This window comes from Streptomyces sp. enrichment culture (assembly GCF_964273255.1).
Taxonomy (GTDB): Bacteria; Actinomycetota; Actinomycetes; order Streptomycetales; family Streptomycetaceae; genus Streptomyces.
Genome location: NZ_OZ186835.1, coordinates 2,575,682 through 2,601,165 on the forward strand (window position 1 = coordinate 2,575,682; position 25,484 = coordinate 2,601,165).

The following is a 25,484-nucleotide window of genomic DNA, read 5'->3' on the forward strand; positions in this document are numbered from 1 at the left end:
CCGCTTGGCCGAGATGCTAGACAGCGGTAAGCGATATACGCAATGAGTGTTGCAACAAGCGCAACGCACCTGATCAGGGAGGTTCCGATGGTCTCCGGCACCGGCTCGGACGCGCTCGCCCGCCTCGCGGAGGAACGCGTCGACCACCGCTTCAAGGGCCTCCCGCCGGACGCGGACGGCCTGACCGTCGGCGAGCTGGCCGCGCAGCGCCGCAACCTGTTCACCGGCGGCTTCACCACCCCCGTGCTCGCCCTGTCCGCGGAGCGGCTGGAGCACAACCTGCGCCTGATGGAGACCTACGCGGCCCGCCACGGGCTGGCCTTCGCCCCGCACGGGAAGACCTCCATGGCCCCGCAGCTGTTCCGGCGGCAGATCGAGCACGGCGCCTGGGGCATCACCCTGGCCGTGCCCCACCAGGTGCGGGTGGCGCGGGCGTTCGGCGTCCGGCGGGTCTTCCTGGCCAACGAGCTGGTGGACGCGGCCGCGCTGCGCTGGATCGCCGCCGAGCAGGACGCCGACCCGGAGTTCCGCTTCCTCTGCTACGTCGACTCCGTGCGCGGCGTCGAGCTGATGGACGCGGCGCTCGCCGGGGCCACCCGCCCGGTGGACGTGGTCGTCGAACTGGCCGCCGGAGAGGGCGCCCGGACGGGCGTGCGCACCGAGGAGGAGTGCGCCGCCGTCGCCGACGCCGTGGCCGCCTCGCGCGGGCTGCGGCTGGCCGGGGTCGCCGGGTACGAGGGCGAGGTGCCGGACGCCGACCCGGAGCGGGTACGGGCCTGGCTGAGGCGGCTGGTGTCGCTGGCCGTGGACTTCGACAAGGCGGGGCGGTTCGCCGGGCTGGAGGAGATCGTGGTGAGCGCGGGCGGCAGCGCCTGGTTCGACGCGGTCGCCGACGTCTTCGCACAGATCCCCGAACTGTCGGCGCCCGCACTGAAGGTGCTGCGTTCGGGCGCGTACGTCTCGCACGACGACGGGCACTACCGCCGGCTGACCCCGTTCAACCGGGTCCCGGAGGAGGGCGCCCTGGAACCGGCGTTCCGGCTGTGGGCGCAGGTCGTCTCCCGCCCGTCGCCCGGGCAGGCGTTCCTCAACGCGGGCAAGCGGGACGCGGCGTACGACCTGAACCTCCCGTCCGCCCAGGTGGTGCGCCGGGACGGCGCCGAACACCCGGCCACCGGGATCACCGTGACCGGCCTGTCCGACCAGCACGCCTGGCTGCGGACCTCCGGGGAGGCCGATCTGGGAGTGGGAGACTGGGTGGGACTCGGGTTGTCCCACCCGTGCACGTCCTTCGACAAGTGGGCGCTCATCCCCGTGGCGGAGGCCGACGGCACGGTGGTCGACTACGTCCGCACGTTCTTCTAGGAGGCCGGCGCATGGAAGAGCTCGTCATCAGGGACGCGGAGGTGGTCGACGGCTCCGGCGACTACTCCTACCGCGCGGACGTCGTCGTCGACGGCGGCCGGATCGTCTCGATCGTGAAGGAAGCGGCGGCCGCGGGCTGTCAGCGCCCCAAGGCCCGCCGGGAGATCGACGCCGAGGGCCTGGCCCTCTCCCCCGGCTTCATCGACATGCACGCCCACAGCGATCTGGCGCTGCTGCGCGACCCGGACCACAGCGCCAAGGCCGCGCAGGGCGTCACCCTGGAGGTCCTGGGCCAGGACGGCCTGTCGTACGCGCCGGTCGACGACCGCACCCTCGGCGAGGTGCGCCGGGCGATCGCCGGCTGGAACGGCGACGGGGACGACGTCGACTTCGACTGGCGTTCCGTCGGCGAGTACCTGGACCGGCTGGACCGGGGGATCGCGGTCAACGCCGCCTATCTGATCCCGCAGGGCACGGTCCGCGCGCTCGCCGTCGGCTGGGAGGACCGCGAGGCCACGCCCGCCGAACTGGACCGGATGCGGCGCCTGGTCGCGGAGGGCCTGGAGCAGGGCGCGGTCGGCATGTCCTCGGGGCTGACGTACACGCCGGGGATGTACGCCCGGGGCGCCGAACTCACCGAGCTGTGCCGGGTGGTGGGCGAGTACGGCGGCTACTACTGCCCGCACCACCGCAGTTACGGCGCCGGCGCGCTCGGCGCGTACGCCGAGATGGTGGAGCTGGCCCGGGAGGCGGACTGCCCGCTGCACCTGGCGCACGCCACCATGAACTTCGGGGAGAACAAGGGCCGCGCGCCCCAGCTGCTGGCCCTGCTGGACGAGGCCCTGGACGCCGGCGCGGACATCACCCTCGACACCTACCCCTACACCCCCGGCTGCACGACCCTGGTGGCGCTGCTGCCGAGCTGGGCGAGCGAGGGCGGGCCGGAGGAGACGCTGCGGCGGCTCGCGGACGAGGAGACGGCCGAGCGGATCCGCCACCACCTGGAGGTCACCGGCTCGGACGGCTGCCACGGCGTGCCCGTGGAGTGGGAGACCATCGAGATCTCCGGCGTCGGCGACCCGGCGCTGGGCGAGTACGTGGGCCGCACCGTGCTGGACTCCGCCCGGGAACAGGGCGAGAGCCCCTGGGCGGTGGCCCGCGCGCTGCTGCTGAAGGACCGGCTGGCGCCGACGATCCTCCAGCACGTCGGCCACGAGGAGAACGTGCGGGCCATCATGCGGCACCGGGTGCACACCGGCGGCTCCGACGGCATCCTCCAGGGCGCCAAGCCGCACCCGCGCGCCTACGGCACGTTCCCGCGCTATCTCGGGCACTACGTACGGGAGTTGGGGGTGCTGTCGCTGGAGGAGTGCGTGGCCCACCTGACCGCGCGCCCGGCCGCCCGGCTGCGGCTGCCGGATCGCGGGCTGATCCGTGAGGGCTACCGGGCCGACCTGGTGCTGTTCGACCCGGCCACGGTGGGGGCGGGCGCGACTTTCGAGGAGCCCCGGACGCCGCCGACGGGCATCCCGTACGTGCTGGTGGACGGACGGTTCGTGATCGAGGACGGGCGGCGCACCGACGTGCTGGCGGGACGGGCGGTACGCCGGACACCCCGGTGACCGCCCGCCCCCTGGCCCGGTACGGCGTCTACGGCCGCGGTGTCACGGCTTGGGCAGCACGCAGCCGCTCGCGCCGAGCTCCAGCTTGCTGTCCGCGCCGAAGCAGCCGAGGAACCAGTAGGTCTGCTGGGCGTAGTTGATGCCCTGGCGGACGGTGACCCGGCCCTGCTCGTCGATCTCGCAGGGGTTGTTCACCGTGCAGCGCTGCCCGTCCTCGTTGCCGGTGTTGTTGACGGCGACGACCCTGCCGGTGGCGGCGTCGACGACCGGCGAGCCGGAGGTCCCGCCGATGGTGTTGCAGGAGGGGGTGTAGCGGACCGAGTCCTTCCAGGTCCAGTCACCCTCCTTCATGCGGTACACGAAGCCGTCGACGGAGCAGTTGTAGATCCGCTTCCAGTACCCGGAGACCACCCTGATCGCGGTCCCGGCCGTCGGGCGGGTGTCGTTCAGGGTGAGCGCGTCGATGCCGTACGCGCTCCGGATCTGCCCGTAGGTGCGGTTGAGGCGGTAGATCGCCGCGTCGGTGTCGGTCATCGTCGCGTAGACGAGCCGTTCGGCGCGCAGGGTGGCGACCCGGGAGCCGGAGGCGTTGAGCAGGCCGAAGCTGCGGCTGGAGGGCCGGTCGACCAGGACCTGGCCCGGCGCCGGGAAGCCGCTCTCCAGGCAGTGGCCGTTGGTGAGGACGAGCGCGGGGTCGTCGGCGGCGGAGTCGGGCATGCGGACGACGGACCCGGAGCAGTTGCTGAGCGCGACGGTCCCGGCGAAGTTCACGGCGTTCGCCCGGGGTGCGGTGAGGCCGGACACGGTGTCCGTCACGGTCGCGGCGGCACCGTCGACGACATCGAGGAGCGTGGTGCGGCCGGCGTCCGTGACCGCGGTCGTGGCCGCTGTCGTGTCCGGGGCCGTGGGGGCGGGCCCGGCGGCGACCGCGGGGGTCGCGCCGACGCCGGCCAGGGCCAGGGCGGCGAGCGCGACGACGAGAGGTTGTCTCATGTGGGGGTCCCCTCTTGCGACTTGGGCGCCCGGAATCCTCCGGACACCCACAGAATTGTCATGGGCATTGTCAGTGCGGAACATCGAGGGGGCAAGGTCGCGTACGGCGGTGGCCGGATCAGCGTGCCCCGCAGCAGGCCGGGGGTGGCGACCGTCACGAGCGGGGCCCGTGACGGTGCGGGGAGGGATCGTGCGCGGCCCGTGAACGAGGGACACGGGCCTCGGAGGACGGCCGGGGCCCGCTCGCGACACCCACGGCCCGTAAAGGGAGGACCCGCCTCCTGTGAACGAGGACCGCAGGACATAACCACTCGAACCGACGCGTCTCACGTGGCGGAAAACACGGTCCAAACGGCACGAGGGGGCCGTAAGCTCCCTGCATGCAGGTGATCCAGTCGACCAAGCTCGCCAACGTCTGTTACGAGATCCGGGGCCCGGTGCTCGAGGAGGCGATGCGGCTGGAAGCGGCAGGCCACCGCATCCTCAAGCTGAACACCGGCAATCCGGCCGCCTTCGGCTTCGAGTGTCCGCCCGAGATCCTGGAGGACATCCTCCGCAACGTGTCGTCGGCCCACGGCTACGGCGACGCGAAGGGCCTGCTGGCGGCACGGCGCGCGGTCGTCATGCACAACCAGACCCTGGGCATCGAGACCGACGTCGAGCACGTCTTCATCGGCAACGGCGTGTCCGAGCTGATCGTGATGGCGATGCAGGGGCTACTGGACGACGGCGACGAGGTCCTGGTCCCTGCGCCCGACTACCCCCTGTGGACGGCCGCCGTCTCGCTCTCCGGCGGCACGGCGGTGCACTACCGCTGCGACGAGCAGTCCGACTGGATGCCGGACCTCGCCGACGTCGAGCGCAAGATCACCGACCGCACCAAGGCCCTGGTGATCATCAACCCGAACAACCCCACGGGCGCGGTCTACGACGAGGCCATGATCAAGGGCCTCACCGACATCGCCCGCCGCCACAACCTGCTGGTCTGCTCCGACGAGATCTACGACAAGATCCTCTACGACGAGGCCACCCACACCCCGACCGCCGCCGTCGCCCCCGACCTGCTCACCCTCACCTTCAACGGCATGTCGAAGGCGTACCGGGTGGCGGGCTACCGCGTGGGCTGGATGTCGATCTCGGGCCCCCGCGCACACGCCGACTCCTACATCGAGGGCCTGACGGTCCTGGCGAACATGCGCCTGTGCGCGAACATGCCGGGCCAGCACGGCGTGGTCGCCGCACTCAGCGGCCGGCAGACGATCAACGACCTGGTCCTGCCCGGCGGCCGGCTGCGCGAGCAGCGGGACATCGCCTACGACCTGCTCACCCGGATCCCCGGTGTGACCTGCGTCAAGCCGAAGGGCGCGCTGTACCTCTTCCCCCGGCTCGACCCCAAGGTCTTCAAGATCGAGGACGACCGGCAGATGGTCCTGGACCTGCTGCGCAGCGAGAAGATCATGGTCGTCCAGGGCACCGGCTTCAACTGGCCGGAACCGGACCACTTCCGGGTGGTCACCCTGCCGTCGGCCGCCGACCTGGAGGACGCGATGGGCCGGATCGGCCGTTTCCTGGACGGATACAGCCAGCCCTGACCGACGCGTTCACCTTGCGTGTCCAGTCGGGCCCTCTTTTGTGAACGACTCAACTTTAGACTGAATCCAAGCTAGGATGGTTTCCTGTTAGCACTCAGGAGGCCATCCATGTACGAACCGATCCGCACCAAGTCGGTCCACACCACGATGGCCGGCACCTCCGAGGACGTCCCCCGCCGCTCCCGCGAGGACGAGCTGGACATCCAGCTCGCGGGCCATCTCGGTGCACTGCTCGCCGTCACCGACGAGCTGCGTGCGGTGGCCCCGTCGAGCGACCTGAACACCGCGGCCGAACGGCTGTCGGAGCAGGTCACCCGCCTGCGCGGAGGACGCACGCCGGCCCGCGCGTCGGCGACCACCCAGAGCCGCGAACCCGACGCGGCGGCCCTGCACCGGCGGGCGCACGCACTGTCGGGCCGCGCCCTGGTCGTGGCCGCCTCACGCGCCGACACGGCGGTCGCCATCCTGGCCGCCGAACGCATGGACGCCCACAGCGCGGCCCTCCACCCGCGCGAACTCGCGTCCCGCTGAGCCCCACCCCGGGGCTCCCCAGAACGGCCCCGGTCCGCGCGCACCCGCAGCGACGCGTGGACCGGGCGCCATGCACGTCCCGCGGGGACAGGGGCGCGGGCATACCCGTGGACGGACGGACTCCACACTGTCGACGCGGTCGGCGGTGATCCCCACTTTCCGGTGCGCCGCCGCATCGACGGTCGCCGCCCTCCGCAGTGCTCCATCCTTCGACGTGCAGCAGGACGAAGGGGAGCGCGTCACACGGCTCCTCGGCTGTCCGGGTCCACGGAAACCCCCGGTATATGGTCGATCATTTCGCCGCTGAGCGAGTCCACGAAGAACGATTCGACATCATCGGCAGAGTGCGAGACGTCCACCACCCAGGTGACCTTGTATGTACCGTCACGTTTTATCAGGTGTTCGCTCGCGTGGTCCGGATCGATTCCTGTCTCATTCCGCACCACCCTCAGTGCTGCGCCCTTGCTGATCCGATCACGCGGAATGTCATAACTCTCCGAGAACTCACGGACGACGAGCTGAGATATTCTCCCGGCGCGATTCACCTGAACGTCGAGCCGGTTGGGCAGAAGCACCCCGTCTTCGCTCGTGCGCCAACTGGTGACCCACCCGAACTCCGCATCGTCTCCGACGGGGAAGGTCTTCACTGAGGCTCCCGTCATCTGGTCGGGGTAACGGGATGCCGCGTAGGTGTGCGCGATTTTCTCGGCGTCCGAGGCACCGGCCGGTGAAGGCGCCGGAGGATCAAGCGGGAAGCTATGCCTTCCGGGAGTGCTCTCGGGCTCGAGCAGTACGCTGAACTCGCTGCGGCTGGGCCAGGCGAGTTGGGCGATCCCGTTGGCGAACGCGATGACGACGTGATCTTCAGCACCCTCCGTTCCCGGACGGAGCGTGGTCTTCGTGATGTTCACGTGGTCGCCGAAGGCGCGGCGCATGGCATCCCGTGCGGCATCTTCCTGGGAGGAGCTGGACAGCCGAATACTGGAGTCGTCGAGCGCCACCGGAAAGATCACGGTGTTGACCGAAATCCCGACGGCGATCAGCAAGGCAAGCAGCACGCCCCCGGAGTGCTTCGCTCCCCTCTTCCAGTCGGACTCCGGTCGACCGGACAGCACCGAAGCCATGTGGACTGCCAGGACCCCGATGACGGCCCCTGCGAAGTTCGCCAGAAAGTCATTGGAATCGCAATTCCTACCGAACACCGTGGCCTGCGCAAACTCCGTTGCGACACTGAGAGAGGCCGCCCCGGCCAAGGAAAGCAGTGGCGATCTCGTCGCCATCACCGCAGAGGCTCCGATAGGAACGAACATCGCGACGTTCAGGAGTCCTTGCGTCGTCATGAGGACGTTGGCGGGCGAGCGATTCAGGTAACAAACCCCGTCCGTCACGCCGGCACTTCCCGGAAGCAGAAGGGTCGCACTGACCTCCATGACAACGAGCGCGCACAAGATGCCGACAGCCCACGGCCTGCGCACTCCGGTTCGCCCGGCGATTTTCACAGCGGCATAACATGCGGCCGAGGAGACAACCAGGGATGCCAGAGCGAAGCCGATCGCATCGCCAAAAATCACTTTGATCAAATGCGTGTCATCCCATGCAAAGCGGGGCGGTCGGCGGTGCCATGGGCGTCACACCTCTCATGTATTCACTCTCGGCACCACGGCAATGACCGTCGGTAACGAGCCGACCGTAGCCCGCGCACATTCTCTTCACCAAGCAGGGCCGGAAGCGCGGGCAACTCCCAGCCATGCACTCACCAAAGGTGACGCATTTGGAAAATGAGGCTTCATTGCGTCCCTGGTGACGCGTGGCTCCACGCGCATCCTCGAGAAGGCGGCTGTGTGGGACTGCGTTCACCGCCCCGCCTGCGCGCGCACCCCGGTGACCGTGTGGTGGAAGACCGAGTGGCCGGACGCTGTCGCCTCCGCCTGCAGAAGGACGCCCGTGTCCGGGTCGACGGCGAAGGTGCACGTCAGACCGTCGTCCGGGGCCCAGGCGCTGAACGGGAACGTGCGGAGGGGGCGGACTCTGCTCCGGACGGAGGTGCCAAGGCCAGGCATGGCGTGGGTCAGGTGGGAGACGATGCGGGCCGGTGCCAGCAGTTCGGCCAGCCGCGCGGCGAGCGGACCGGTGCGGTCCGGGGCGTAGTCGCCCGACATCCTCACGGTCTCCCGGCCGACCGTGACCGTCCAGGAACGGGCCGACGGCTCGGAGGTGAAGGACAGGTCCTCGTGCGGGTCCGTCTCGACGGTGACCTCGGCCGTCAGCCGGGCCGGCTCCACCAGGGTCCTGGCCATCCGCGCCAGGACCTGCCCCGCCCCTTCCTCCGACCGCACCTCGTCGATGTGCACCTCGCGGACGCGGGCCGTGAGCAGGAGTCCCTGGTCGTCGTGGAGCACGGCGGAGCGGAGCAGGCCGGTCGCCGGGTCGAGTCGCACCACCAGGCTGCGGGCACCGGGCGGCAGCCAGTCATCGGCAGGGTCGGCGAACAACGGGTGGGGTGTCAGGACGAGTTCGATCCCGTCCCCGTCTCGCCGGGCACCGGTTACCGTGCCGATGCCCCGGATCAGGCGGGCGGGGTCGAAGAGCACCGCCCACGGCTCGCCCTCGTCCTCCTCGCGCAAGCTTCGCGTCGAGATGTCCGTGAGGCGGTACGTCCGCGCCTCGCCGGACCGCCCGGTGGCGGGGCTGCCGGCCACCCGGGCGCCGAACGGTCCGCCGAGGTCCGCCTCGACGGGCCGTGCCGTGGACGTGACGTCGACGACCGCGTCCAGCCTTACGTCCTCGGCGACCGCCGAGGCGAGCCGGGACAGCGCCCAGCCGGTCAATGGGTCCCGCTGTGCGGGCGGATCGCCTAGCCAGTGGGTAGTTGCCATGAAGCCCAGGTCTCCTTGCCGCCGGGACGCTCCGGTGCCCACTGCACGTACAGTACGCGGTAGGGACGGCCCGCAGGCAGCGGGTCCACGGCCTCGATGGTGTACGACCGGCGGTCCTCATGGTCCGTGATGCGGCAGCCCGGGTCGGTGATGCCCTCCCCACACGCCAGGACCTTCTGCCGCCGCGGGTCCTCGTCCGGTATTCCTGATCCGTCGATCCTGCTGTGCAGCATGAACGAGACGTACGTCGGGGCCGACGCGGCAGTGACCGTGATCCGAGGCGGCTCGCCGGCGCTGGTCAGCGGGGTCCGCCCTCCGGATGACTTCCAGTCGAGCCGCTCGGGCGGCGCCTTGCGTCGGCCGTCGTCCCACTCTCCCGCCACCAGGGGCAGGACCGCCCCTCGGCCTCGCAGCCTGGCTGTCGGTTGCGCCGGGCCCGCAGAGCCCGAGCCCTGACCAGTCGCTGCGTCCGGTCTCCCTTCGGCGGGTGATTGCCCCGACGTCCCGGACGACGACCCCACGCAGGACACGAGCAACGCGGCGGCACCGCAGGCCGCCGCGCCGCTCAGGAGGCTACGTGTCAGCCCGCGCATTTGATCTCTTTGTCGTTCTGGTTATAGACGTGCGCGGACCCCTTGCCCTGCGGGCCGGACACGTAGAAGCGCGCTTGCCCCTTGTAGCGGTACCAGGTGCCCTTCTTGCAGCCCTTGGGAGCGACCACCCGCAAGCTCTTGGTCTTCTTCTTGTTGCCCTTACCGGTGCTGAGGTGCTCCCAGCCGTACCACCGGGACCGGGACAAGCTGCCCTCGGTATTGAGGTTCGGAGCCATCTGGCCGCACTTGGTGTCGAAGTGCACGTTGATCGTGCCCTTGGTGGTGTGCGAATTGTGCGGATAGTCCACCGAGGCCTTGCACAGGTACGGCAGCCGCTTGGCCGCTGCAGCCCGGAGGCTCACGGCCTCGGACCACTCGGCTGCACCTCCGTCCTCCGTCAACTCCCCTTCACCGAGTACGGCGTCCCCGGTCGGAAGCAACTGGTCCGGCTCGGTGACATCAATGACCTCGGTCGTGTCCGTCCCCTCAATTGACGCCGGGGCGAGGTCGGCAGCGGTCGCCATACCGCTGGCGGCGAAGGCCACTCCTGCCGTGAGCGAGGCGACGGTTATGGACGTGATGATGCGCAGGCCTGGGCGCATAGTCGTGGCCACAAGTTCCCCCTGTGTGGTCAAAGCACGCTGATGCTTGGCGCGAGCGCCCTGTTTCAGGTCGGAGGACGCTCACTGCCACCACCCTGACCTGCGAAGTTGAGAGATCCAAACCGGTCAGGACATCAGAGAGTCGATCTTGCCAACGCCGAGCGCGGGGAGTACGGCATCCGTAGCCGCGCCATCTGACCAAATCCGCTGCTTACTCGGAGAGTTGAAACGGGACTCGCGCGTAGACACAGTCGGACACTCGTATGAATATGGCCGAATAATCACCCGGGGGCGGGGCCCGCTCGGTGGGCATGCCTAGAAGGGACGCTGTCCGCCGTCCGACGGTCGGGCCACCACCGCGAGCAGGGACGACAGCCACACGGCCGCTCCGGGGGTCCGGCGCAGTGCGTAGTAGCGGTACGCCGCCCGGCCCACGTCAGGACGATGCCGTGTGACCCACGGCCCTGGAGGGTCAGCCGGTCGGCGTCGAAGAGCTCGGTGCCGAGCGGCTGCGTCACGCCCCGGGGGCCGGCTTGAGGGACGTGACGAACGACGTCCACGCCGACGCCGTGACCGTCAGCACGGGGCCGTGCGGGACCTTGGAGTCCCGGACGGGGACGACGCCGGTGTGGGCGTCGCAGACTTCGAGGCAGTTGCCCCCGTCCCCGTTGCTGTGGCTGCTCTTGCGCCAGCGGGCGGCTCCGGGGAACGCCTCGGCCACCTCGACGCAATCCCCGCCCGTGCCGTTGCTGTAGCTGCTCCTGCGCCAGACAGCGGCGCTCAAGTCAATCACGGTGCTTGCCATTTCGGTCATCCTCAGCCGCCTTCTCCATCAGGGCGAGGGACGCCTTCGGAGGCAGTGCGGCGGCCCTGAGCAGATCGTACGACCTGCGGTACTCCTCCACGAGGGCTGGATCGTCAAGGGTGTCCCCGCTGTGCTGCGACTCCAAGTAGACCAGTGGGGGTGCGTCGGGGAAGTCCATGATCTTGGCCATGCCCATCATCAGCGGATGCGGCCCGCAGTTCCACGGAAGAATCTGTGGAACGATCCGGCGACGCCGCGCCAGCTCAACAATGTGATCAAGCTGGTCGGCCCACTGGCCCGGTGGCAGTACCGGCTGTCGCAGCAGCACCTCGGACAGGATTGCCCAGTACATCGGCGTTTTGTGGTTCGTTTCGAAGAGCCGGGCTCGTGCCAGCCGGGCGCTCACTTTCTCGTCCACTTCGTCGTCCTGCGCCAGCGGCATGGCTGCCGTCACCAGCGCCCGCGCGTACGCGTCCGTCTGCAGCAGCCCGGGCAAGAGGGTCGGACACCACTCCTCGATCGTCTTCGCGTGCTTCTCCGCATCCAGCACCCGCTCGAAGTAGCTCGCGTGCCCCTTCCGCTTCGCCCGCCGTACGTCCTCGCACCGTCGGGTGAAGAAGCCGTCCGTGCCGAGGACGCGGTCGACGTGTTCGGCGAGTTCGGCGGGCATGCGGCGCGTGCCGCGTTCGATCTCGCTGAGGTGGCTGGGGCCGTAGAAGCTGCCCTCGACCAACTGCTGGAGGGTCAGGCCCGCTTTCTCGCGTTTCCAGCGCAACTCGCTGCCGTAGAAGGTCGGGACGCCGGTCGAGCCGTCGATGTCCTTGCGTTGCCCCATCGTTCACCGTCCTGGGAGTGCCGTTGCCGCGCGGTGCCCGGTGCTTCCCCTGTCGGGGGTGGGGAGTCCGGAGCCCTGTCACGCTAGGCGGTGCGGCGGCAGAGTGTGAGCGGTTCGTCACACAGCGCACTGGAAGGTGTGAACCTCATGCACGACCACCACTCCCTGGTTACCGGCTCCCTGGCCACAGGCTCCCGCTTCGTGGGACCGCCGTTGACGCTGGAGTTGCTCGCGACTCCGGCGGCCGTGCCGCGGCTGCGGGGCGCGCTGCGGGCGTACGGGATCGATGTCCGGCTCTGTGTGAGTGAGCTGGTGACCAATGTGGTCCGGCATGTCGGGGAGGGGGTGCCCGTGACGGTGCGGGTGTGGCGGGACGGCGGGCGGGTCCGGGTGGGGGTGACGGATCCGGAGCCGGGGGCGCTGCCCGTGCTGTGCGGGGCGCCGGGTGCCGAGGCGGAGTCGGGCCGGGGGCTGGTGCTGCTGGACGCGCTGGCCGTGCGGTGGGGGGTGGACCGGGAGCCGGGGTGCAAGACGGTGTGGTGCGAACTCTTCGCCTCGGACGCCGAGGACGGCGAGGAAAGGGAGGATGGGGAGAACAGCGAGAACGGCGTTGACGGCCAGGACGGAACAACGGCCGAGCGCTCCGGTCGACGGGGTCCGTCGGCCGGAGCGCTCGGTCATCCATCGGCACGTTCGTGAAAGCCCGCGGGGCGGGCCGTGCCGCAGGGGCGGGGGTGGGCCCGCCGCCGCGGTTCCCGTCGGGGCTGACGGGGAGCGGCGGCGGGTCCGGTACCCCGCACGCCGTTGTGCGGGGCCCCGCCGGTGTGTTCCGCGGCCGGTCGTGGCGTGACGATCGCTGGTCAGGGCATCCTCAAACCGAGTACCGACCGGCCGCGGGGTTCATGGGGGCGAGGGCTCAGCCCAGGCGCTGCACCAGCGCGCGGTACTGGTCCCACAGCTCCTTGGGGGTGTGGTCACCGAAGGTGTTGAGGTGCTCGGGGACCAGGGCGGCCTCCTCGCGCCAGACCTCCTTGTCGACGGTGAGGAGGAACTCCAGGTCGCTGTCGGAGAGGTCGAGGCCGTCGGTGTCGAGGGCGTCCTTGGTCGGCAGGATGCCGATGGGGGTCTCGACGCCCTCGGCCTTGCCGTCCAGGCGGTCCACGATCCACTTCAGGACGCGGGAGTTCTCGCGGAAGCCGGGCCAGACGAACGCGCCCTCGTCGTTCTTGCGGAACCAGTTGACGTAGTAGATCTTGGGCAGCTTCGACTGGTCCTTGTCGGCGCCGACCTCGATCCAGTGGGCCATGTAGTCGCCCATGTTGTAGCCGCAGAACGGCAGCATGGCGAAGGGGTCGCGGCGCAGTTCGCCGACCTTGCCCTCGGCGGCGGCGGTCTTCTCGCTGGCGACGTTGGCGCCGAGGAAGACGCCGTGGTTCCAGTCGAAGGACTCCGTCACCAGGGGGACGGCGGTGGCGCGACGGCCGCCGAAGAGGATCGCGGAGATCGGCACGCCCTTGGGGTCCTCCCACTCGGGCGCGATGATCGGGCACTGCGCGGCGGGGGTGGTGAAGCGGGCGTTGGGGTGGGCGGCCGGGGTGCCCGACTCGGGCGTCCAGTCGTTGCCCTTCCAGTCGGTCAGGTGGGCCGGGACCTCCTCGGTCATGCCCTCCCACCACACGTCGCCGTCGTCGGTGAGGGCGACGTTGGTGAAGACGGAGTTGCCCCAGAGGGTCTTCATGGCGTTGGCGTTGGTGTGCTCGCCGGTGCCGGGGGCGACGCCGAAGAAGCCGGCCTCGGGGTTGATGGCGTAGAGGCGGCCGTCCTCGCCGAAGCGCATCCAGGCGATGTCGTCGCCGATGGTCTCGACCGTCCAGCCGGGGATGGTCGGCTCCAGCATGGCGAGGTTGGTCTTGCCGCAGGCGCTCGGGAAGGCGGCGGCGACGTACTTGGACTCGCCGCGCGGCGGGGTCAGCTTGAGAATGAGCATGTGCTCGGCGAGCCAGCCCTCGTCGCGGGCCATGACGGAGGCGATGCGCAGGGCGTAGCACTTCTTGCCGAGCAGGGCGTTGCCGCCGTAGCCGGAGCCGTAGGACCAGATCTCCCGGTCCTCGGGGAAGTGCGAGATGTACTTGGTGCTGCTGCACGGCCAGGGGACGTCCTGCTGGCCCTCGGCGAGGGGGGCGCCGACGGAGTGCACGGCCTTGACGAAGAAGCCCTCGTCGCCGAGCTCGTCCAGGACGGGCTGGCCCATGCGGGTCATGGTGCGCATGGAGACGGCGACGTACGCGGAGTCGGTGATCTCGACGCCGATCGCCGAGAGCGGCGAGCCGAGCGGGCCCATGCAGAAGGGCACCACGTACATGGTGCGGCCCTTCATCGAGCCGCGGAACAGGCCGTTCTCCCCGGTGAAGATCTCCCGCATCTCGGCGGGGGCCTTCCAGTGGTTGGTGGGGCCGGCGTCCTCCTCCTTCTCGGAGCAGATGAACGTCCGGTCCTCGACGCGGGCGACGTCGGTGGGGTCGGAGGCCGCGTAGTAGGAGTTGGGGCGCTTGATCGGATCCAGCTTCTTGAAGGTGCCCTTGGCGACGAGTTCCTCGCACAGCCGGTCGTACTCGGCCTCCGAGCCGTCACACCAGACGATGGCGTCGGGCTGCGTCAGGTCGGCGATCTCGTTGACCCAGGAGATCAGTCCCTGGTGGGTGGTGGGGACGCTGGGAGCCGCGATGTCGCGCGCCACGATTGCTCCTAAATGAGGGTTTTTTGGTTGGAGGCCCCGTGGGGGCTGCGGCCCGGATGCTTCACGGTGGGTGGCGCTCATCCGGTACCGACCGCACTCATATGATCATGCGACGCGAGCGCCCATCTGTCCAGAGGGGCGCACAGGTGAGCAACGTGACGATGACCACGGTTTTCCGTGGCTCTTTACGTACCCATTGAGGACACCTTGCGCATTCTTTGCGTGACGCTTTCCGGGGTGTTGTCCACCCCGGGAGGCGTGAGACGATGGCCACTTCCCGTTGGTCAAGACCTCGCACTCATCCGTAACTTACGGTCGCGTAGGTACGATGGGGCCATGACAGCGTTCGTCCCCGACGCACACCGTGAGACCTCCACCGGCCGTGGACCGGTGACACTTTCCCTGCCGCACCCGGTCAAACCGAAGCTCCGCGGCTGGCTGCACCTCGGCATGTTCCCCGCCGCCCTGGTCGCCGGCCTCACCCTCACCGCTCTGGCGGACTCGACCCGGGGCCGCATCGCCTGCGGGATCTACGCCCTGACCGCCTGCCTGCTGTTCGGCGTCAGCGCGCTGTACCACCGGGGCGACTGGAGTCCGCGCATGGACGGCATCCTGCGCCGTCTGGACCACGCCAACATCTTCCTGATCATCGCCGGCACCTACACCCCGCTCACGATCCTGCTGCTGCCGGACGCCAAGGGCCGGTGGCTGCTGTGGGGCATCTGGGCCGCGGCCGCCGCGGGCATCCTCTTCCGGGTCTTCTGGGTCGGGGCGCCCCGCTGGCTCTACACCCCGTGCTACATCGCGATGGGCTGGGCGGCCGTCTTCTACCTCCCCGACTTCCTGCGCGCCGGCGGTGTCGCCGTCCTGGTCCTGGTCGTCGTCGGCGGCCTGCTCTACAGCGCGGGCGGCGTCATCTACGGCATCAAGCGCCCCAACCCCTCACCGCGCTGGTTCGGCTTCCACGAGGTCTTCCACTCCTTCACCCTGGCGGCCTTCATCGCCCACTACGTGGGCATCTCCCTGGTCGCGTACTAGCCGGCTCCCGCCGGACCGCCCGGGAGCCCGGCCCTCCGCACACTCTCCGCAGGCCGCGGCGTCGAGACCGACGCCGCGGCTTTCTCGTGCCCGCTCCCGCGATATTGACAGTCACCCTCTTATGACAGTTACTCTCACTTCATGGCCACTGTCACTTCGGGCGCCCCCGCCCACGGCACCGACCCCCGGCGCTGGCTGGCGCTCGGCGCGTTGGTCGCGAGCATGCTCACCCTCGGTTTCGACCTGACGATCCTCAACGTGGCGCTGCCGACCATGGCCGCCGACCTGGGAGCGAGTACGGGTCAGCTCCAGTGGATCGTCGACGCCTACGTCGTCGTGTTCGCGGCGCTGATGCTGCCCGCCGGACTCCTCGGCGACCGCTACGGACGCCGCCGGATGCTGGTCACGGGCCTCGTCCTCTTCCTCACCGGGTCCCTGTTCGGGGCCCTCACCGACGCGCCGGAGCTCGTCGTCGCCGCCCGCTCCGTGATGGGCCTCGGGGCCGCGCTGGTCATCCCGCTCGGGCTGTCCGTGCTGCCGTCGATGTTCGGCGAGGAGGAGCGGGGCAAGGCGGTGGCGGCCGTCACCGCCTCCATGGCCGCCGGAATGCCGCTCGGGCCGCTCGTCGGCGGACTGCTCCTGGACCACTACTGGTGGGGGTCGGTCTTCCTGATCAACATCCCCATGGCCGCCGTCGGCATCGCCGCCTGCCTGTTCCTGCTGCCCGAGTCGCGCGACCCCGCGTCGCCGCGCGTCGACGCGCTGTCCACCACGTACAGCGCACTGGGGCTGGGCGCCCTGGTGTTCGGCATCATCGAGGGACCCTCGCGCGGCTGGGGCGGCGGCTGGGTGCTCGGCGCGTTCGCGCTGGCCGCCGTGCTGCTGACCGCGCTCGTGCTGCGGGAGCGGCGGGCCGAGCGGCCCCTGCTCGACCTGAGCCTGCTGGGCCGCCGCGTGTTCCTGTTCAACGTGCTGGCCGCGACGCTGGGCACGTTCGTGTTCGCCGGGCTGCTGTTCGTCCTGCCCGCCCGCTTCCAGGAGACCGGCGGCGCCGACGCGTTCGGCACCGGGCTCCGGCTGCTGCCCATGATGGGCGGCCTGCTGGTCTCCGCCCGCGTGAGCACCTCCCTCGTGCGGCGCCTGGGCTCCCGGCCCGTGGTCACCGCGGGCCTGACCGTGCTGTGCTTCGCCGCCCTGCTCGGCGCCCGCACCGGACCAGGGTCCGGCTACGGGTTCATCGCGCTGTGGTTGACCCTCGCGGGCCTCGGCTTCGGCCTCGCGATGGTGCCGGCGATGGACGCGGCACTCGGCGGCGTCCCCGCCGACCGGGCCGGCAGCGGCTCCGGGCTGCTGATGACGCTGCGCCAGGTGGGCGGCGCCGTCGGCATCGCCCTGCTGGGCAGTCTCGTCGCCGACGTCTACGCCCGCCGCCTGGACACCGGCGGCCTGGCCGCGCCCGCCGCCGACGCCGCCCGCGCCTCCCTCAGCGGAGCCCACGCGGTGGCCGAACGGCTCGGCCTGCCCGCCCTCGCCCGCTCCGCCGACGCCGCCTACGCCGACGGCATGACCACCGTCCTGACGGTGTGCGGCATCGCCGCCCTGCTGACGGCGCTCCTCACGGCGGCGTTCCTGCCCGGCACACCGCCGCGGCGGGCCGGAAAGCGATCCGCCGCGGACCCGGACCCGGACGTGGCCGCCGCGGAGCCCGATGCCCGACAATGACCTTCATGACGGCCGCACGATCCCCCCTCACCCCCACCGGTCCGCAGCCCCCCGGGCTGCGCGAGCGGAAGAAGATCAGGACCCGGCAGGCGATCCGCGCGGCGGCCTACGCGCTCATCGAGGAGCAGGGATACGAGGCCACCACGGTCGAGCAGATCGCTGCACGGGCCGACGTGTCGCCGTCCACCGTCTTCCGCTACTTCCCCGTCAAGGAGGACATCGTCCTCACCGACGAGTACGACGAGCCGCTGCTCGCCGAACTCACCGCGCGGCCCGCCGACGAGCCCTGGCTGGAGTCCGTCCGGTACGTTGTGCGCCGGGGCATCGAGGTCGCCATGGCCGAGGAGCCGGAGGTGACCCAGCTGCGGGCGCGGCTGATGCGCGAGGTGCCGGCCGTGCGGTCCCGGCTGCTGGAGAGCATGTCGGCCACCGGACACCTGCTCGGCCGGGCGATCGCGCGGCGCACCGGCCTGGACCCGGACGGCCTGGAGGTGCGCGTGTACACGATGGCCCTGCTCGGCGGCCTGCTGGAGGCCTCGAAGTACTGGGCCGAACACGCACCGCGGGAGGACTTCGGCGAGCTCGTCGACCGGACCCTCGACGTCCTCGCGCGCGGACTGCCCGCCGGGAAATCCTGAGGACGCGACCGGCGGCCGTGTCATCCTTGCCGGGTGAACGGTCCCGAGATCCGCGTCGAGTTCGCCCCGCAACTGCTCGTCTTCGTCCCCCAGGCCCGGGACACCGGCACCGTGCGGACCGGCACCGACGGTGTCAGCGGCCTGGGCCACGTCGTCGAGTCCCTCGGCGTGCCGCTCACCGAGGTCGGCACCCTGCTCGTGGACGGCCGCGAGGTGCCCGTCTCCCATCTGCCCGGCGCGGGCGAGTCGGTGACCGTGCGGGCCGTCGAGCACCCCCAGCGGGTGCCTGGCGCGCCGCTGCGGTTCCTGCTCGACGTGCACCTCGGCACGCTGGCGCGGCGGATGCGGCTGCTGGGCGTGGACACCGCGTACGAGTCCACCGACATCGGGGATCCCGCGCTGGCCGCCCGCTCGGCGGCCGAGCAGCGCGTGATGCTCAGCCGCGACCGGGGACTGCTGCGCCGCCGGGAACTGTGGGCGGGCGCGTTCGTCTACAGCACCCGGCCCGAGGAGCAGCTGGAGTACGTGCTCGACCGGTTCCGGCCCGAGCTGCGGCCGTGGACCCGGTGCACCGCCTGCAACGGGCTGCTGCGCTCCGCGACCAAGGAGCAGGTCGCCGACCAGCTCAAGGGCGGGACGCACCGGACGTACGACGTGTTCGCGCAGTGCGCCCAGTGCGGGCGCGCGTACTGGAAGGGCGCGCACCACGAGCAGCTGGAGGCCATCGTGGACCGGGCGGTCGCCTTCCACGCCGAGCGCGGGTGAGGTGCGGCAAGCACGCGACGCAGGCGGGGGCGCACGGACCGTGGTGGTCCGTGCGCCCCCGCCTGCGTTCAGGGGTTCCTCAGCGGTTCTTCAGCGGCGCTGCCGGTAGTCCCCCTTGCCGCAGGCGATGCCGTCCCGGTCGCGGTCCAGCTTCAGCGGGTCGTCCTTGCCGTTGACCTTCAGACGGCCGTAGTCGTGCTCCTTCAACCAGTCGCAGCGGGCGGCCGTGGTGGGCTCGATGTCCGCCGGGAAGGTGGTGGGCACGCAGACGTTGGCCGAGCCGTAGTGGCGGTCGCAGCCGGAGACGGTCGGGGCGACCGGTTCGGCGGCGCGCTTCGTGCGGGGGCCGGTGACCTTGCCCCGCGGGGCGTCGGCGAAGTCGTGGACGTGGGCGTGGGCGTGGGCGTCCTGGGCGGTGAGGGCGGGCGGGCCCTGGAGGTGCACCCACTTCGCCACCGACGGGACCCCGTTGGCGTCGACGGCGAACAGCATGTACCAGCCCGGCGGGGCCAGGTTGGGGTTGCTCGTCACGTTCAGGTCGACGGTCGTGGGGTCGTCACCGTCCACCGACAGCGGCAGGTCCACGAACCGCTGGTTGGGGTCGGAGGAGTGCGTGACGGCCGCCGGGCGGATCAGCTCGGCCTTGGCGATCGGCCGGTCGACGGTGATCCGCTGGGTGTCGCCGTAGGTCCACTCGGTGTCGATCAGCGAGGTGATCACCGGGCGTTCGCCCTTGAAGAGGTAGGGCGGGCTGTAGATGGACACGTTGTGGTTCCAGGAGCCGTCGCCCGGGTTGTCGCCGGTGGTCATGACCCGGCCGTCGGGCAGCAGGAACGCCGAGGAGTGGTAGCCGCGGGCCTCCGGGTCGGCGGCCACCGGGTCGAAGGTCTCCGTCGCCGGGTCGAAGATCGACGTCTCGAAGACCGGGTCGGCCCGGTTGTGCAGGGCGCCGCCGGTCTCCAGTACCGTGCCGTCGGGCAGCAGGACCGCGGAGACGTACATCTTGCCCTGGTCACCGGTCTGCGGGACGCGGCCGTTGCCGAGGTCGACGGTGCCCTGCGGGATCGGCGGGCCGGCCACGTAGGCGGGGTCGGGCTGCTTGAGGTCGATGATGTCGGTCAGCCGGTTGGCGTCCGGGTTGGTGTCGATGTTGCCGCCGCCGAGGGTGAGCACCTTCTGGTCCTGCGCCGGGGGCAGCAGCACGCTGGCGGACTGGTCCCGCTCGTCCTTGTTCTGCAGGCCCGGCACCTGGGTGATGGTGTTGGCGTCGTAGTCGTAGATCGCGGAACCGGTGCCCGGGATGTTGTTGCCGAAGACGTGGCTGCCGGAGTAGAAGAGGCGCCCGTCCTGCATGAGGATCATCGACGGGTACAGGCCCCAGTACGACCAGGTCTGGTTGACCTGCCAGGTCGGCAGCCACCGCTGCTCGGCGTCCGACCACCGCTCGGCGGTGACCGAGCCGGTGGAGTCCTCCCGCAGACCGCCGAAGCTGAGCACGTCACCGTTGCCGAGGATGGTCGCCGACGGGTACCAGTGGCCGTCGTTCATGTCGTTGGTCTTCGTGTAGGTCTCCGTCTCCGGGTCGAAGATGTAGGAGTCCTTGTAGCCCTGGTAGCCGATCGTGCCGTCGTCGGACGGGTAGCCCTTGTTGCCGCTCATCACCAGGACCCGGCCGTCCTGGAGCTGCACGTGGCCGGCGCAGAACATGTCGTCCGGGGTGGGGATGACCTTGTAGGTGCCCTGCTCCGGGTCGTAGACGGCGGAGGTGAAGGTGCCCGCCTCGAACAGCTCCGGGTCGTTGCCGGAACCGGCGATCAGCAGCACCTTGCCGTTGTGCAGCACCACCGAGTGCATGGAGCGGACCGGGTTCTCGGTGGCCAGCACCTCCCACTCGCCGTCGGCGCAGTCGGCCGGTGAGCTGGTGCAGTCCGGCTCCGGGACGGGGTCGGCGACCTGCTCCATCGTGTAGTCGTCGGTGGTGGCCGCGCCGGTGCCGTAGACGGAGACGCCCCAGGAGATGCGGTCGGTGCCCTCGGGGACCTCGGGGGTGCGGACGGTCGCCTCGGTCCAGGTGTCGGGCTGCATGTCCAGCGTCCTGAGGTCGGTCCAGTACTGCCAGCCGGCCGTGCTGTCGTGCCGGAAGAGGGTGATGGACGCGTCCGGGGTGGTCGTCTTGTACCAGAGCCCCAGGTCGTACTGCTTGCCCGGCGTCACCACGGGCGCGCAGTCGGCGGACTCGGTGATCAGGGCCTTGCGGTCGCCGTCCGTGCGGCGGGTCAGCTCGACCTTCATCGCGCTGTCGCCGGTGCGGGCGTCGGAGGTGGTGGTGAACGTGAAGTCGTTGTCGCCCCAGCCGGACTTCTCCCAGCAGTACGGCATGTCGCCGGTGCCGGGGGTCTCGAAGCCGGGGTTCGTGATCAGGTTGGCGGCGGAGGCGGGTTGCGGTGCGGTGAGGAGCAGGCCCGTGGTGAGGGCGCCGACGGCCAGCAGGGCCGCCGGTCTGCGCCGGGAGAGGACGGTGGCGAGGTTCATGGGGTGCTTCTCCTTGGACGACGGCGGCGAGGGAGGTACACCAGCGCTTCGGTCCCCACGAAGCGCAGGACGAAGGTGATCGCGAGGGCCAGCGCGGTGGCCGGGACGGCGGTCATCCCGAACCGGCCGACCAGCAGCGCGATCAGCGGCAGGCGCACCACCAGGTCGGCGTTGGCGAGCAGCGCGAACCGCGCGGTGCGGTCGGCCCAGTGCCGGTGCCGCCGCCGCTCACGGAACAGCAGGGTCTCGATCAGCAGGAAGTTCCAGGCCACGCCGAACTGGTTGGCGGCGATCTCGGCCGGCAGGTAGTGCACGCCCGCCCCGGTCAGCGCCCACAGCGCGGCCAGGTTCGGCAGGAAGCCGGTGAGGCCGATCAGCCCGAACACCACCATGCGGGCGGGCGGCGCCTCGGTGCGCAGCCCGGTGAGGTGCCGCAGGAAGCGCAGGCCCTCCCGGGCGGTCGACTTGGACTCGCCCGCGAACCGCTCCCGGAAGACGAACGGGACTTCGGCGACCATGCGGGGGCGGGCGCGGACGGCGAGTTCGAGGAGGATCTTGTAGCCGAGGGGCTTGAGCTCGTCGGCGGTGACCGTGCTGCGGCGGATCGCGAAGAACCCGCTCATCGGGTCGCTGATGCCGTGCAGGCGGCGCGGGAAGAGAGCCTTGGCCAGCCAGGTCGCACCGCGCGAGACGGCGACGCGGTAGCCGCCGGCCAGTCCGGCGCGGCTGCCGCCCTCGAGGTAGCGGGAGGCGACGACGAGGCCCGCGTTGGTCCGTTCCCCGGTCGCCACCAGCTCCGGCACCAGGGCGGGCGGGTGCTGGCAGTCGCCGTCCATGACGACCACCCAGTCCGACGTGGCGGCCCGGATGCCCTCGACGACCGCGCCGCCGAGCCCGCCGGCCGGCTCCTCGCGGTGCAGCACGGTCACCGGGAACGGGCAGTCCTGCGCGGCCCGGCGGATCGCCTCGGGGGTGTCGTCGGTGGAGTCGTCGACGAACACCACCTCGCACGGCAGCCGGGAGGGCACCGACTCGGTGATCTGCCGCAGCAGCGCCGCCACGTTGGCGGACTCGTTGAACGTCGGGACGACGATGGTGACCGCCCCCGGCTCGGCCACCCCGACCGGGTCGAGGGCCGGGTCGCCGAGTCCTCCGGGGACCGCGTGCTCCTGGCTCATCGGCTGCCTCCGGCGGTCTCGACGCGGCGTATCTCGACCCGGTCCTCGCCGGAGCCGAAGGTGGCCACCGGCACCGAGTGCTCGATGGCCGCCCGCACGGTCGGCAGGTCCTTCGCGTCGCGCCGCACCGTCGGCGAGGCGACCACGTAGTCGACGTCCCGCCAGCCGCGCGGCATCGTCTTCGTCACCGCCGGGTCCAGGTCGGCCTTGTAGAACCAGATGACGCCGAGACCGGGCCGGTAGCCGGCGTGCACCAGGTCCAGCCACATCGCGTCGTCGACCAGCACCCGGGTGCCGTCCGGATCGTCGACCTCGGTGGCCATCCACGCCGAGGCCGCCTCGTACGGGGCGTTGGCGTCGGTGGTGACGGCGGTACGGGCGCCGTCGTACCAGCGGGGGCCGACGTAGGCGCAGGCGGCGAAGGCCAGGGCGACGGCGAGCGCGTAGCGCGCCCCGCGCACGGACCGGCGCTCCGTGTCGGAGCGTCCGCGGCGCAGCACGGCGTGCGCGACGCTCGCCGCGCCCCCGGCGAGCACCAGTGCGAGGAACGGCAGCGCCTGGATGACGTACATCGCGGGCAGGTAGCCGTCGGGGCGCAGGGCCAGCGCGGCCAGGATCGCCACGGCGAGCGCGGGGCCCGCGAGCGCGCGGGCGGTGACCGACCAGCGCCAGGTGACGAGCAGCAGCAGGGCGCCCGCGAGACCGCCGAGCGGCAGGATGCGGTCGTAGTACAGCCAGGACTGCAGGACGCCCCAGGAGCCGGACCCCTCGTCGAGGATGAAGCCGGAGCCGGGCCGGGTCATCTGGTAGGCGACGCCGTCCCACAGCGACACGTGCCCGCTGCCCGGGAGCAACTCGCCCTTCAGCAGCGCGAACAGGGGGTAGGAGAAGCCGATGAGCGCGCAGGCCGTGACGGCGCCGGTCAGCGCGAACTTGCGGGTGTCGCGGTGGCTGTGCCGCCAGGCGGTGACGAACAGGGCGGGCAGGACGACGAGCATCGTCTCCTTGGTGAGCACGGCGGTCGCGGCGGCCATGCCCGCGCCGAAGTGGTGCCAGAGGTGACGGCTCGGGGAGGCGGCGAGGGTGAACGCCAGGAGCGTCCACATCACCGCGAGGTTGTCGAGGAAGATCTCCCGCTGGAGCACCACCGACAGCGGCGACAGCCCGAACAGGGCCATGCCGAGGCCGGCCGCCCAGCGCGGCAGCGCGAGCCGGCGGCCGAGGACGTACACCAGCACCGCGCTGATGCCGCTGATCAGCAGCATCACCGCCCGCATGGTGCCCACGGTCATCGACTCGGGGCTGAGCATCGCGGGGATCCAGGTCAGGACGGCGAGCTGGATCCAGCCGAGCGGCGGGTGGTCGTACCAGTAGGTGTAGTGGGCCAGGCCCCGGCCCTCCTGGACGGCCCACGCCTGGGCGAGGTAGGTGCCCTCGTCGTCGCTGAGGGTCGGGTAGTCGGCGATGTTCCAGCCCTGGACGAACAGGATCGCCACCAGCAGGGCCCCGCACAGGATCAGGTCGGAACGGGACGAACGGAGCCGTCTCGGCGGCACCGTGCGGCCGGCCGGACCGCCCGAGGGCTCGGGCCGGCGCTGCGCGGGGACCGTCGTCGGGGTCGCCGCGGGAAGGGTGGAGGTCACGCGGGAACGTCCTCTCGGGTCGCGGCGGACGCGTCGAGGTGGGCGCCGACGTGGGTGGTCAGCTCCCAGTCGTTGCGGCCGCGCTGCTCGCGCCAGACGGCGCGGACCGCGGCACCGGCGAGGAGCACCTGGTAGAAGGGGCCGCCCACGATCAGCTTGAGGTAGTGCGGGAACCGGACCCGCAGGCCGTACTGCTTGCCGAAGTCGTGCAGCCCGACGACCTCGAAGACGAAGGTGACCAGGGCGGTGACGGCCGGCAGGAAGGTGATGAAGGCGATGCCCACGGGCACGTCCAGGAAGATGGCGATCGCCACGTTGAGCGGGATGATCAGCCCGGTGAACGCCTGGAGGAAGGGGGTCATCAGCGTGTAGCGGGCGAGCATCCGCTGCCCGAAGGTGGGCAGTTGCTGCCAGTCCTTCTTCCGGTACACCTGGAGGAAGCCCTGGTTCCAGCGGGTGCGCTGCTTCAGCAGCGACACCAGGGAGCCCGGGGTCTCCTCCCGGGTGACCATGTCGGAGTCGTAGGCGACGACGACCCGCTTGCCGACGCTGGACAGCCGCACGCCCAGGTCGCAGTCCTCGGCGAGGCAGTCGGGGTCCCAGCCGTCCGCCGCGCGCAGCACGTCGGTGCGGACGAAGACGGTGTTGCCGCCGAGCGGGATGAACCCTTTCTGCGCGTGCAGGTGCAGACGGGAGCGGAACCAGAAGAAGTACTCCAGGCAGTTGCGCAGGCTGTACCAGCTGGAGTGGAAGTTGATCAGCTGCACCCCGCCCTGGACCACGTCCGCGCCGGTGGAGCGGAAGGCGTGGTCGACGTGGGCGAGGAGTTCGGGGTGGACCTGGTCCTCGGCGTCGAAGACGCCGACGACGTCGCCGCGGCAGTACGGCAGCGCCGTGTTCATGGCCTTCGGCTTGTTCTTGCGCTCGTGGGTGTCGACGACGACCCGGACGCGCGGGTCGCGGTCCGCGGCGGCTTCGGCGACCGCGGTGGTGCCGGGGTCGTCGTGCCCGACGATGACGATGATCTCGAAGTCCGCGTGGCTCGACTCCAGCAGGCGCTGGATCGTGTGGTCGAGCACCGCCTGTTCGTGGCGGGCCGGCAGCAGCAGCGAGAACGAGAGGTGCTCCCCGCCGTCCGGGCTGCTGAACCGTGTGGAGGCGAGCACCTCCGGCGTGCGCCAGGCGTGCATCTGCCACCACAGGGTGAAACCGGCCATCCAGAACAGGGCCAGCGAGACGACAGCGATGAATAACGACGTGAGCAAGACAGATCCCCCCAGATCCCAGAACCCCCGTGCTGTGACCGCGCGTCACCCGCGCGACGCCGCTCGCGTCACGTCACCGTGCAGAGATTAGGGGGGAGTTGTGAAGCGCGGGGGCTTTTCCGATAAACAGACTGTTGCGTAACTGTCCTTCA

The 25,484-nt window shown here is 70.7% G+C and carries 21 protein-coding genes; 9 read left to right on the top strand and 12 right to left on the bottom strand.

The genetic code is table 11. The features are described 5' to 3' along the window. Nucleotides 1–87: 87 nt before the first annotated feature. Together ACSU53_RS10905 and ACSU53_RS10910 are read left to right on the top strand one after the other, a co-directional pair. Complete coding sequence (locus tag ACSU53_RS10905; protein WP_437026844.1) at nucleotides 88–1,365, top strand: amino acid deaminase; 1,278 nt, start codon at nucleotides 88–90, stop codon at nucleotides 1,363–1,365. 11 nt (nucleotides 1,366–1,376) lie between these two features. Beyond that, complete coding sequence (locus ACSU53_RS10910; protein ID WP_437026845.1) at nucleotides 1,377–2,987, top strand: N-acyl-D-amino-acid deacylase family protein; 1,611 nt, start codon at nucleotides 1,377–1,379, stop codon at nucleotides 2,985–2,987. 42 nt (nucleotides 2,988–3,029) lie between these two features. On the opposite strand, the gene ACSU53_RS10915 is transcribed toward ACSU53_RS10910, so the two are convergent. Next, nucleotides 3,030–3,980, bottom strand: coding sequence for a S1 family peptidase (locus ACSU53_RS10915; protein ID WP_437026847.1), 951 nt, complete (start codon nucleotides 3,978–3,980; stop codon nucleotides 3,030–3,032). Between the two features lie 380 nt (nucleotides 3,981–4,360). Here ACSU53_RS10915 and ACSU53_RS10920 point away from each other — a divergent pair, with 380 nt between their 5' ends. After that, nucleotides 4,361–5,572, top strand: a complete 1,212-nt coding sequence (locus ACSU53_RS10920; protein WP_437026848.1) for a pyridoxal phosphate-dependent aminotransferase — start codon at nucleotides 4,361–4,363, stop codon at nucleotides 5,570–5,572. A gap of 108 nt (nucleotides 5,573–5,680) precedes the next feature. Next, entirely contained in the window at nucleotides 5,681–6,103 is a 423-nt protein-coding gene (locus ACSU53_RS10925; RefSeq protein WP_437026850.1) for a hypothetical protein, read from the top strand. A gap of 239 nt (nucleotides 6,104–6,342) precedes the next feature. Here ACSU53_RS10925 and ACSU53_RS10930 read toward each other — a convergent pair whose 3' ends face one another. The 6 genes from ACSU53_RS10930 to ACSU53_RS10955 all read right to left on the bottom strand — a co-directional run bounded on the left by ACSU53_RS10930 (nucleotide 6,343) and on the right by ACSU53_RS10955 (nucleotide 11,814). Then, on the bottom strand, nucleotides 6,343–7,674 hold the full coding sequence (locus tag ACSU53_RS10930) for a VanZ family protein (protein ID WP_437033115.1): 1,332 nt from the start codon (nucleotides 7,672–7,674) through the stop codon (nucleotides 6,343–6,345). A gap of 282 nt (nucleotides 7,675–7,956) precedes the next feature. Continuing rightward, nucleotides 7,957–8,979 (bottom strand): hypothetical protein, encoded by a 1,023-nt coding sequence (locus ACSU53_RS10935; RefSeq protein WP_437026852.1) that lies wholly within the window; start codon nucleotides 8,977–8,979, stop codon nucleotides 7,957–7,959. Continuing rightward, nucleotides 8,958–9,212 (bottom strand): hypothetical protein, encoded by a 255-nt coding sequence (locus tag ACSU53_RS10940; RefSeq protein WP_437026854.1) that lies wholly within the window; start codon nucleotides 9,210–9,212, stop codon nucleotides 8,958–8,960. The genes ACSU53_RS10935 and ACSU53_RS10940 overlap by 22 nt, the downstream gene beginning before the upstream one ends. 347 nt (nucleotides 9,213–9,559) lie before the next feature. Further along, nucleotides 9,560–10,186 carry a hypothetical protein gene (locus tag ACSU53_RS10945; RefSeq protein ID WP_437026855.1) on the bottom strand — a complete coding sequence of 209 codons (627 nt, stop codon included), beginning with the start codon at nucleotides 10,184–10,186 and terminating at the stop codon, nucleotides 9,560–9,562. A 502-nt stretch (nucleotides 10,187–10,688) separates the two neighbouring features. Beyond that, nucleotides 10,689–10,979, bottom strand: a complete 291-nt coding sequence (locus ACSU53_RS10950) for a DUF397 domain-containing protein (RefSeq protein WP_437026857.1) — start codon at nucleotides 10,977–10,979, stop codon at nucleotides 10,689–10,691. Next, nucleotides 10,960–11,814 (bottom strand): helix-turn-helix domain-containing protein, encoded by an 855-nt coding sequence (locus tag ACSU53_RS10955; protein WP_437026859.1) that lies wholly within the window; start codon nucleotides 11,812–11,814, stop codon nucleotides 10,960–10,962. The genes ACSU53_RS10950 and ACSU53_RS10955 overlap by 20 nt, the downstream gene beginning before the upstream one ends. A gap of 147 nt (nucleotides 11,815–11,961) precedes the next feature. Between ACSU53_RS10955 and ACSU53_RS10960 the strand changes: the two genes are divergently transcribed. Beyond that, nucleotides 11,962–12,513, top strand: a complete 552-nt coding sequence (locus tag ACSU53_RS10960; protein WP_437026861.1) for an ATP-binding protein — start codon at nucleotides 11,962–11,964, stop codon at nucleotides 12,511–12,513. A 217-nt stretch (nucleotides 12,514–12,730) separates the two neighbouring features. Here the strand turns inward: ACSU53_RS10960 and ACSU53_RS10965 are convergent, their stop codons facing one another. Continuing rightward, on the bottom strand, nucleotides 12,731–14,551 hold the full coding sequence (locus tag ACSU53_RS10965; protein ID WP_437026863.1) for a phosphoenolpyruvate carboxykinase (GTP): 1,821 nt from the start codon (nucleotides 14,549–14,551) through the stop codon (nucleotides 12,731–12,733). Between the two features lie 336 nt (nucleotides 14,552–14,887). Here ACSU53_RS10965 and trhA point away from each other — a divergent pair, with 336 nt between their 5' ends. The 4 genes from trhA (at nucleotide 14,888) to ACSU53_RS10985 (ending at nucleotide 18,714) form a co-directional block, all read left to right on the top strand. Then, the gene (gene trhA / locus ACSU53_RS10970; protein WP_437026865.1) at nucleotides 14,888–15,589 is read left to right on the top strand and encodes a PAQR family membrane homeostasis protein TrhA; all 702 of its coding nucleotides are present in this window, start codon (nucleotides 14,888–14,890) and stop codon (nucleotides 15,587–15,589) included. A gap of 141 nt (nucleotides 15,590–15,730) precedes the next feature. Continuing rightward, entirely contained in the window at nucleotides 15,731–17,311 is a 1,581-nt protein-coding gene (locus ACSU53_RS10975) for an MFS transporter (protein ID WP_437026867.1), read from the top strand. A 5-nt stretch (nucleotides 17,312–17,316) separates the two neighbouring features. Further along, nucleotides 17,317–17,949 (top strand): TetR/AcrR family transcriptional regulator, encoded by a 633-nt coding sequence (locus tag ACSU53_RS10980; protein WP_437026868.1) that lies wholly within the window; start codon nucleotides 17,317–17,319, stop codon nucleotides 17,947–17,949. A gap of 33 nt (nucleotides 17,950–17,982) precedes the next feature. Next, nucleotides 17,983–18,714 (top strand): Mut7-C RNAse domain-containing protein, encoded by a 732-nt coding sequence (locus ACSU53_RS10985; RefSeq protein WP_437026870.1) that lies wholly within the window; start codon nucleotides 17,983–17,985, stop codon nucleotides 18,712–18,714. A 90-nt stretch (nucleotides 18,715–18,804) separates the two neighbouring features. Here the strand turns inward: ACSU53_RS10985 and ACSU53_RS10990 are convergent, their stop codons facing one another. The 4 genes from ACSU53_RS10990 to ACSU53_RS11005 are packed head-to-tail and all read right to left on the bottom strand — an operon-like array spanning nucleotide 18,805 to nucleotide 25,332. Next, a complete protein-coding gene (locus ACSU53_RS10990) occupies nucleotides 18,805–21,246 on the bottom strand; it encodes a galactose oxidase-like domain-containing protein (RefSeq protein WP_437026872.1) in 2,442 nt (813 codons plus the stop codon). Beyond that, the gene (locus ACSU53_RS10995; RefSeq protein ID WP_437026874.1) at nucleotides 21,243–22,424 is read right to left on the bottom strand and encodes a glycosyltransferase; all 1,182 of its coding nucleotides are present in this window, start codon (nucleotides 22,422–22,424) and stop codon (nucleotides 21,243–21,245) included. Before ACSU53_RS10995 ends, ACSU53_RS10990 begins: the two co-directional genes overlap by 4 nt. Then, the gene (locus ACSU53_RS11000) at nucleotides 22,421–24,067 is read right to left on the bottom strand and encodes an ArnT family glycosyltransferase (RefSeq protein WP_437026875.1); all 1,647 of its coding nucleotides are present in this window, start codon (nucleotides 24,065–24,067) and stop codon (nucleotides 22,421–22,423) included. The genes ACSU53_RS10995 and ACSU53_RS11000 overlap by 4 nt, the downstream gene beginning before the upstream one ends. Then, nucleotides 24,064–25,332, bottom strand: coding sequence for a glycosyltransferase (locus tag ACSU53_RS11005; protein ID WP_437026877.1), 1,269 nt, complete (start codon nucleotides 25,330–25,332; stop codon nucleotides 24,064–24,066). The genes ACSU53_RS11000 and ACSU53_RS11005 overlap by 4 nt, the downstream gene beginning before the upstream one ends. Between the last annotated feature and the right edge of the window lie 152 nt (nucleotides 25,333–25,484).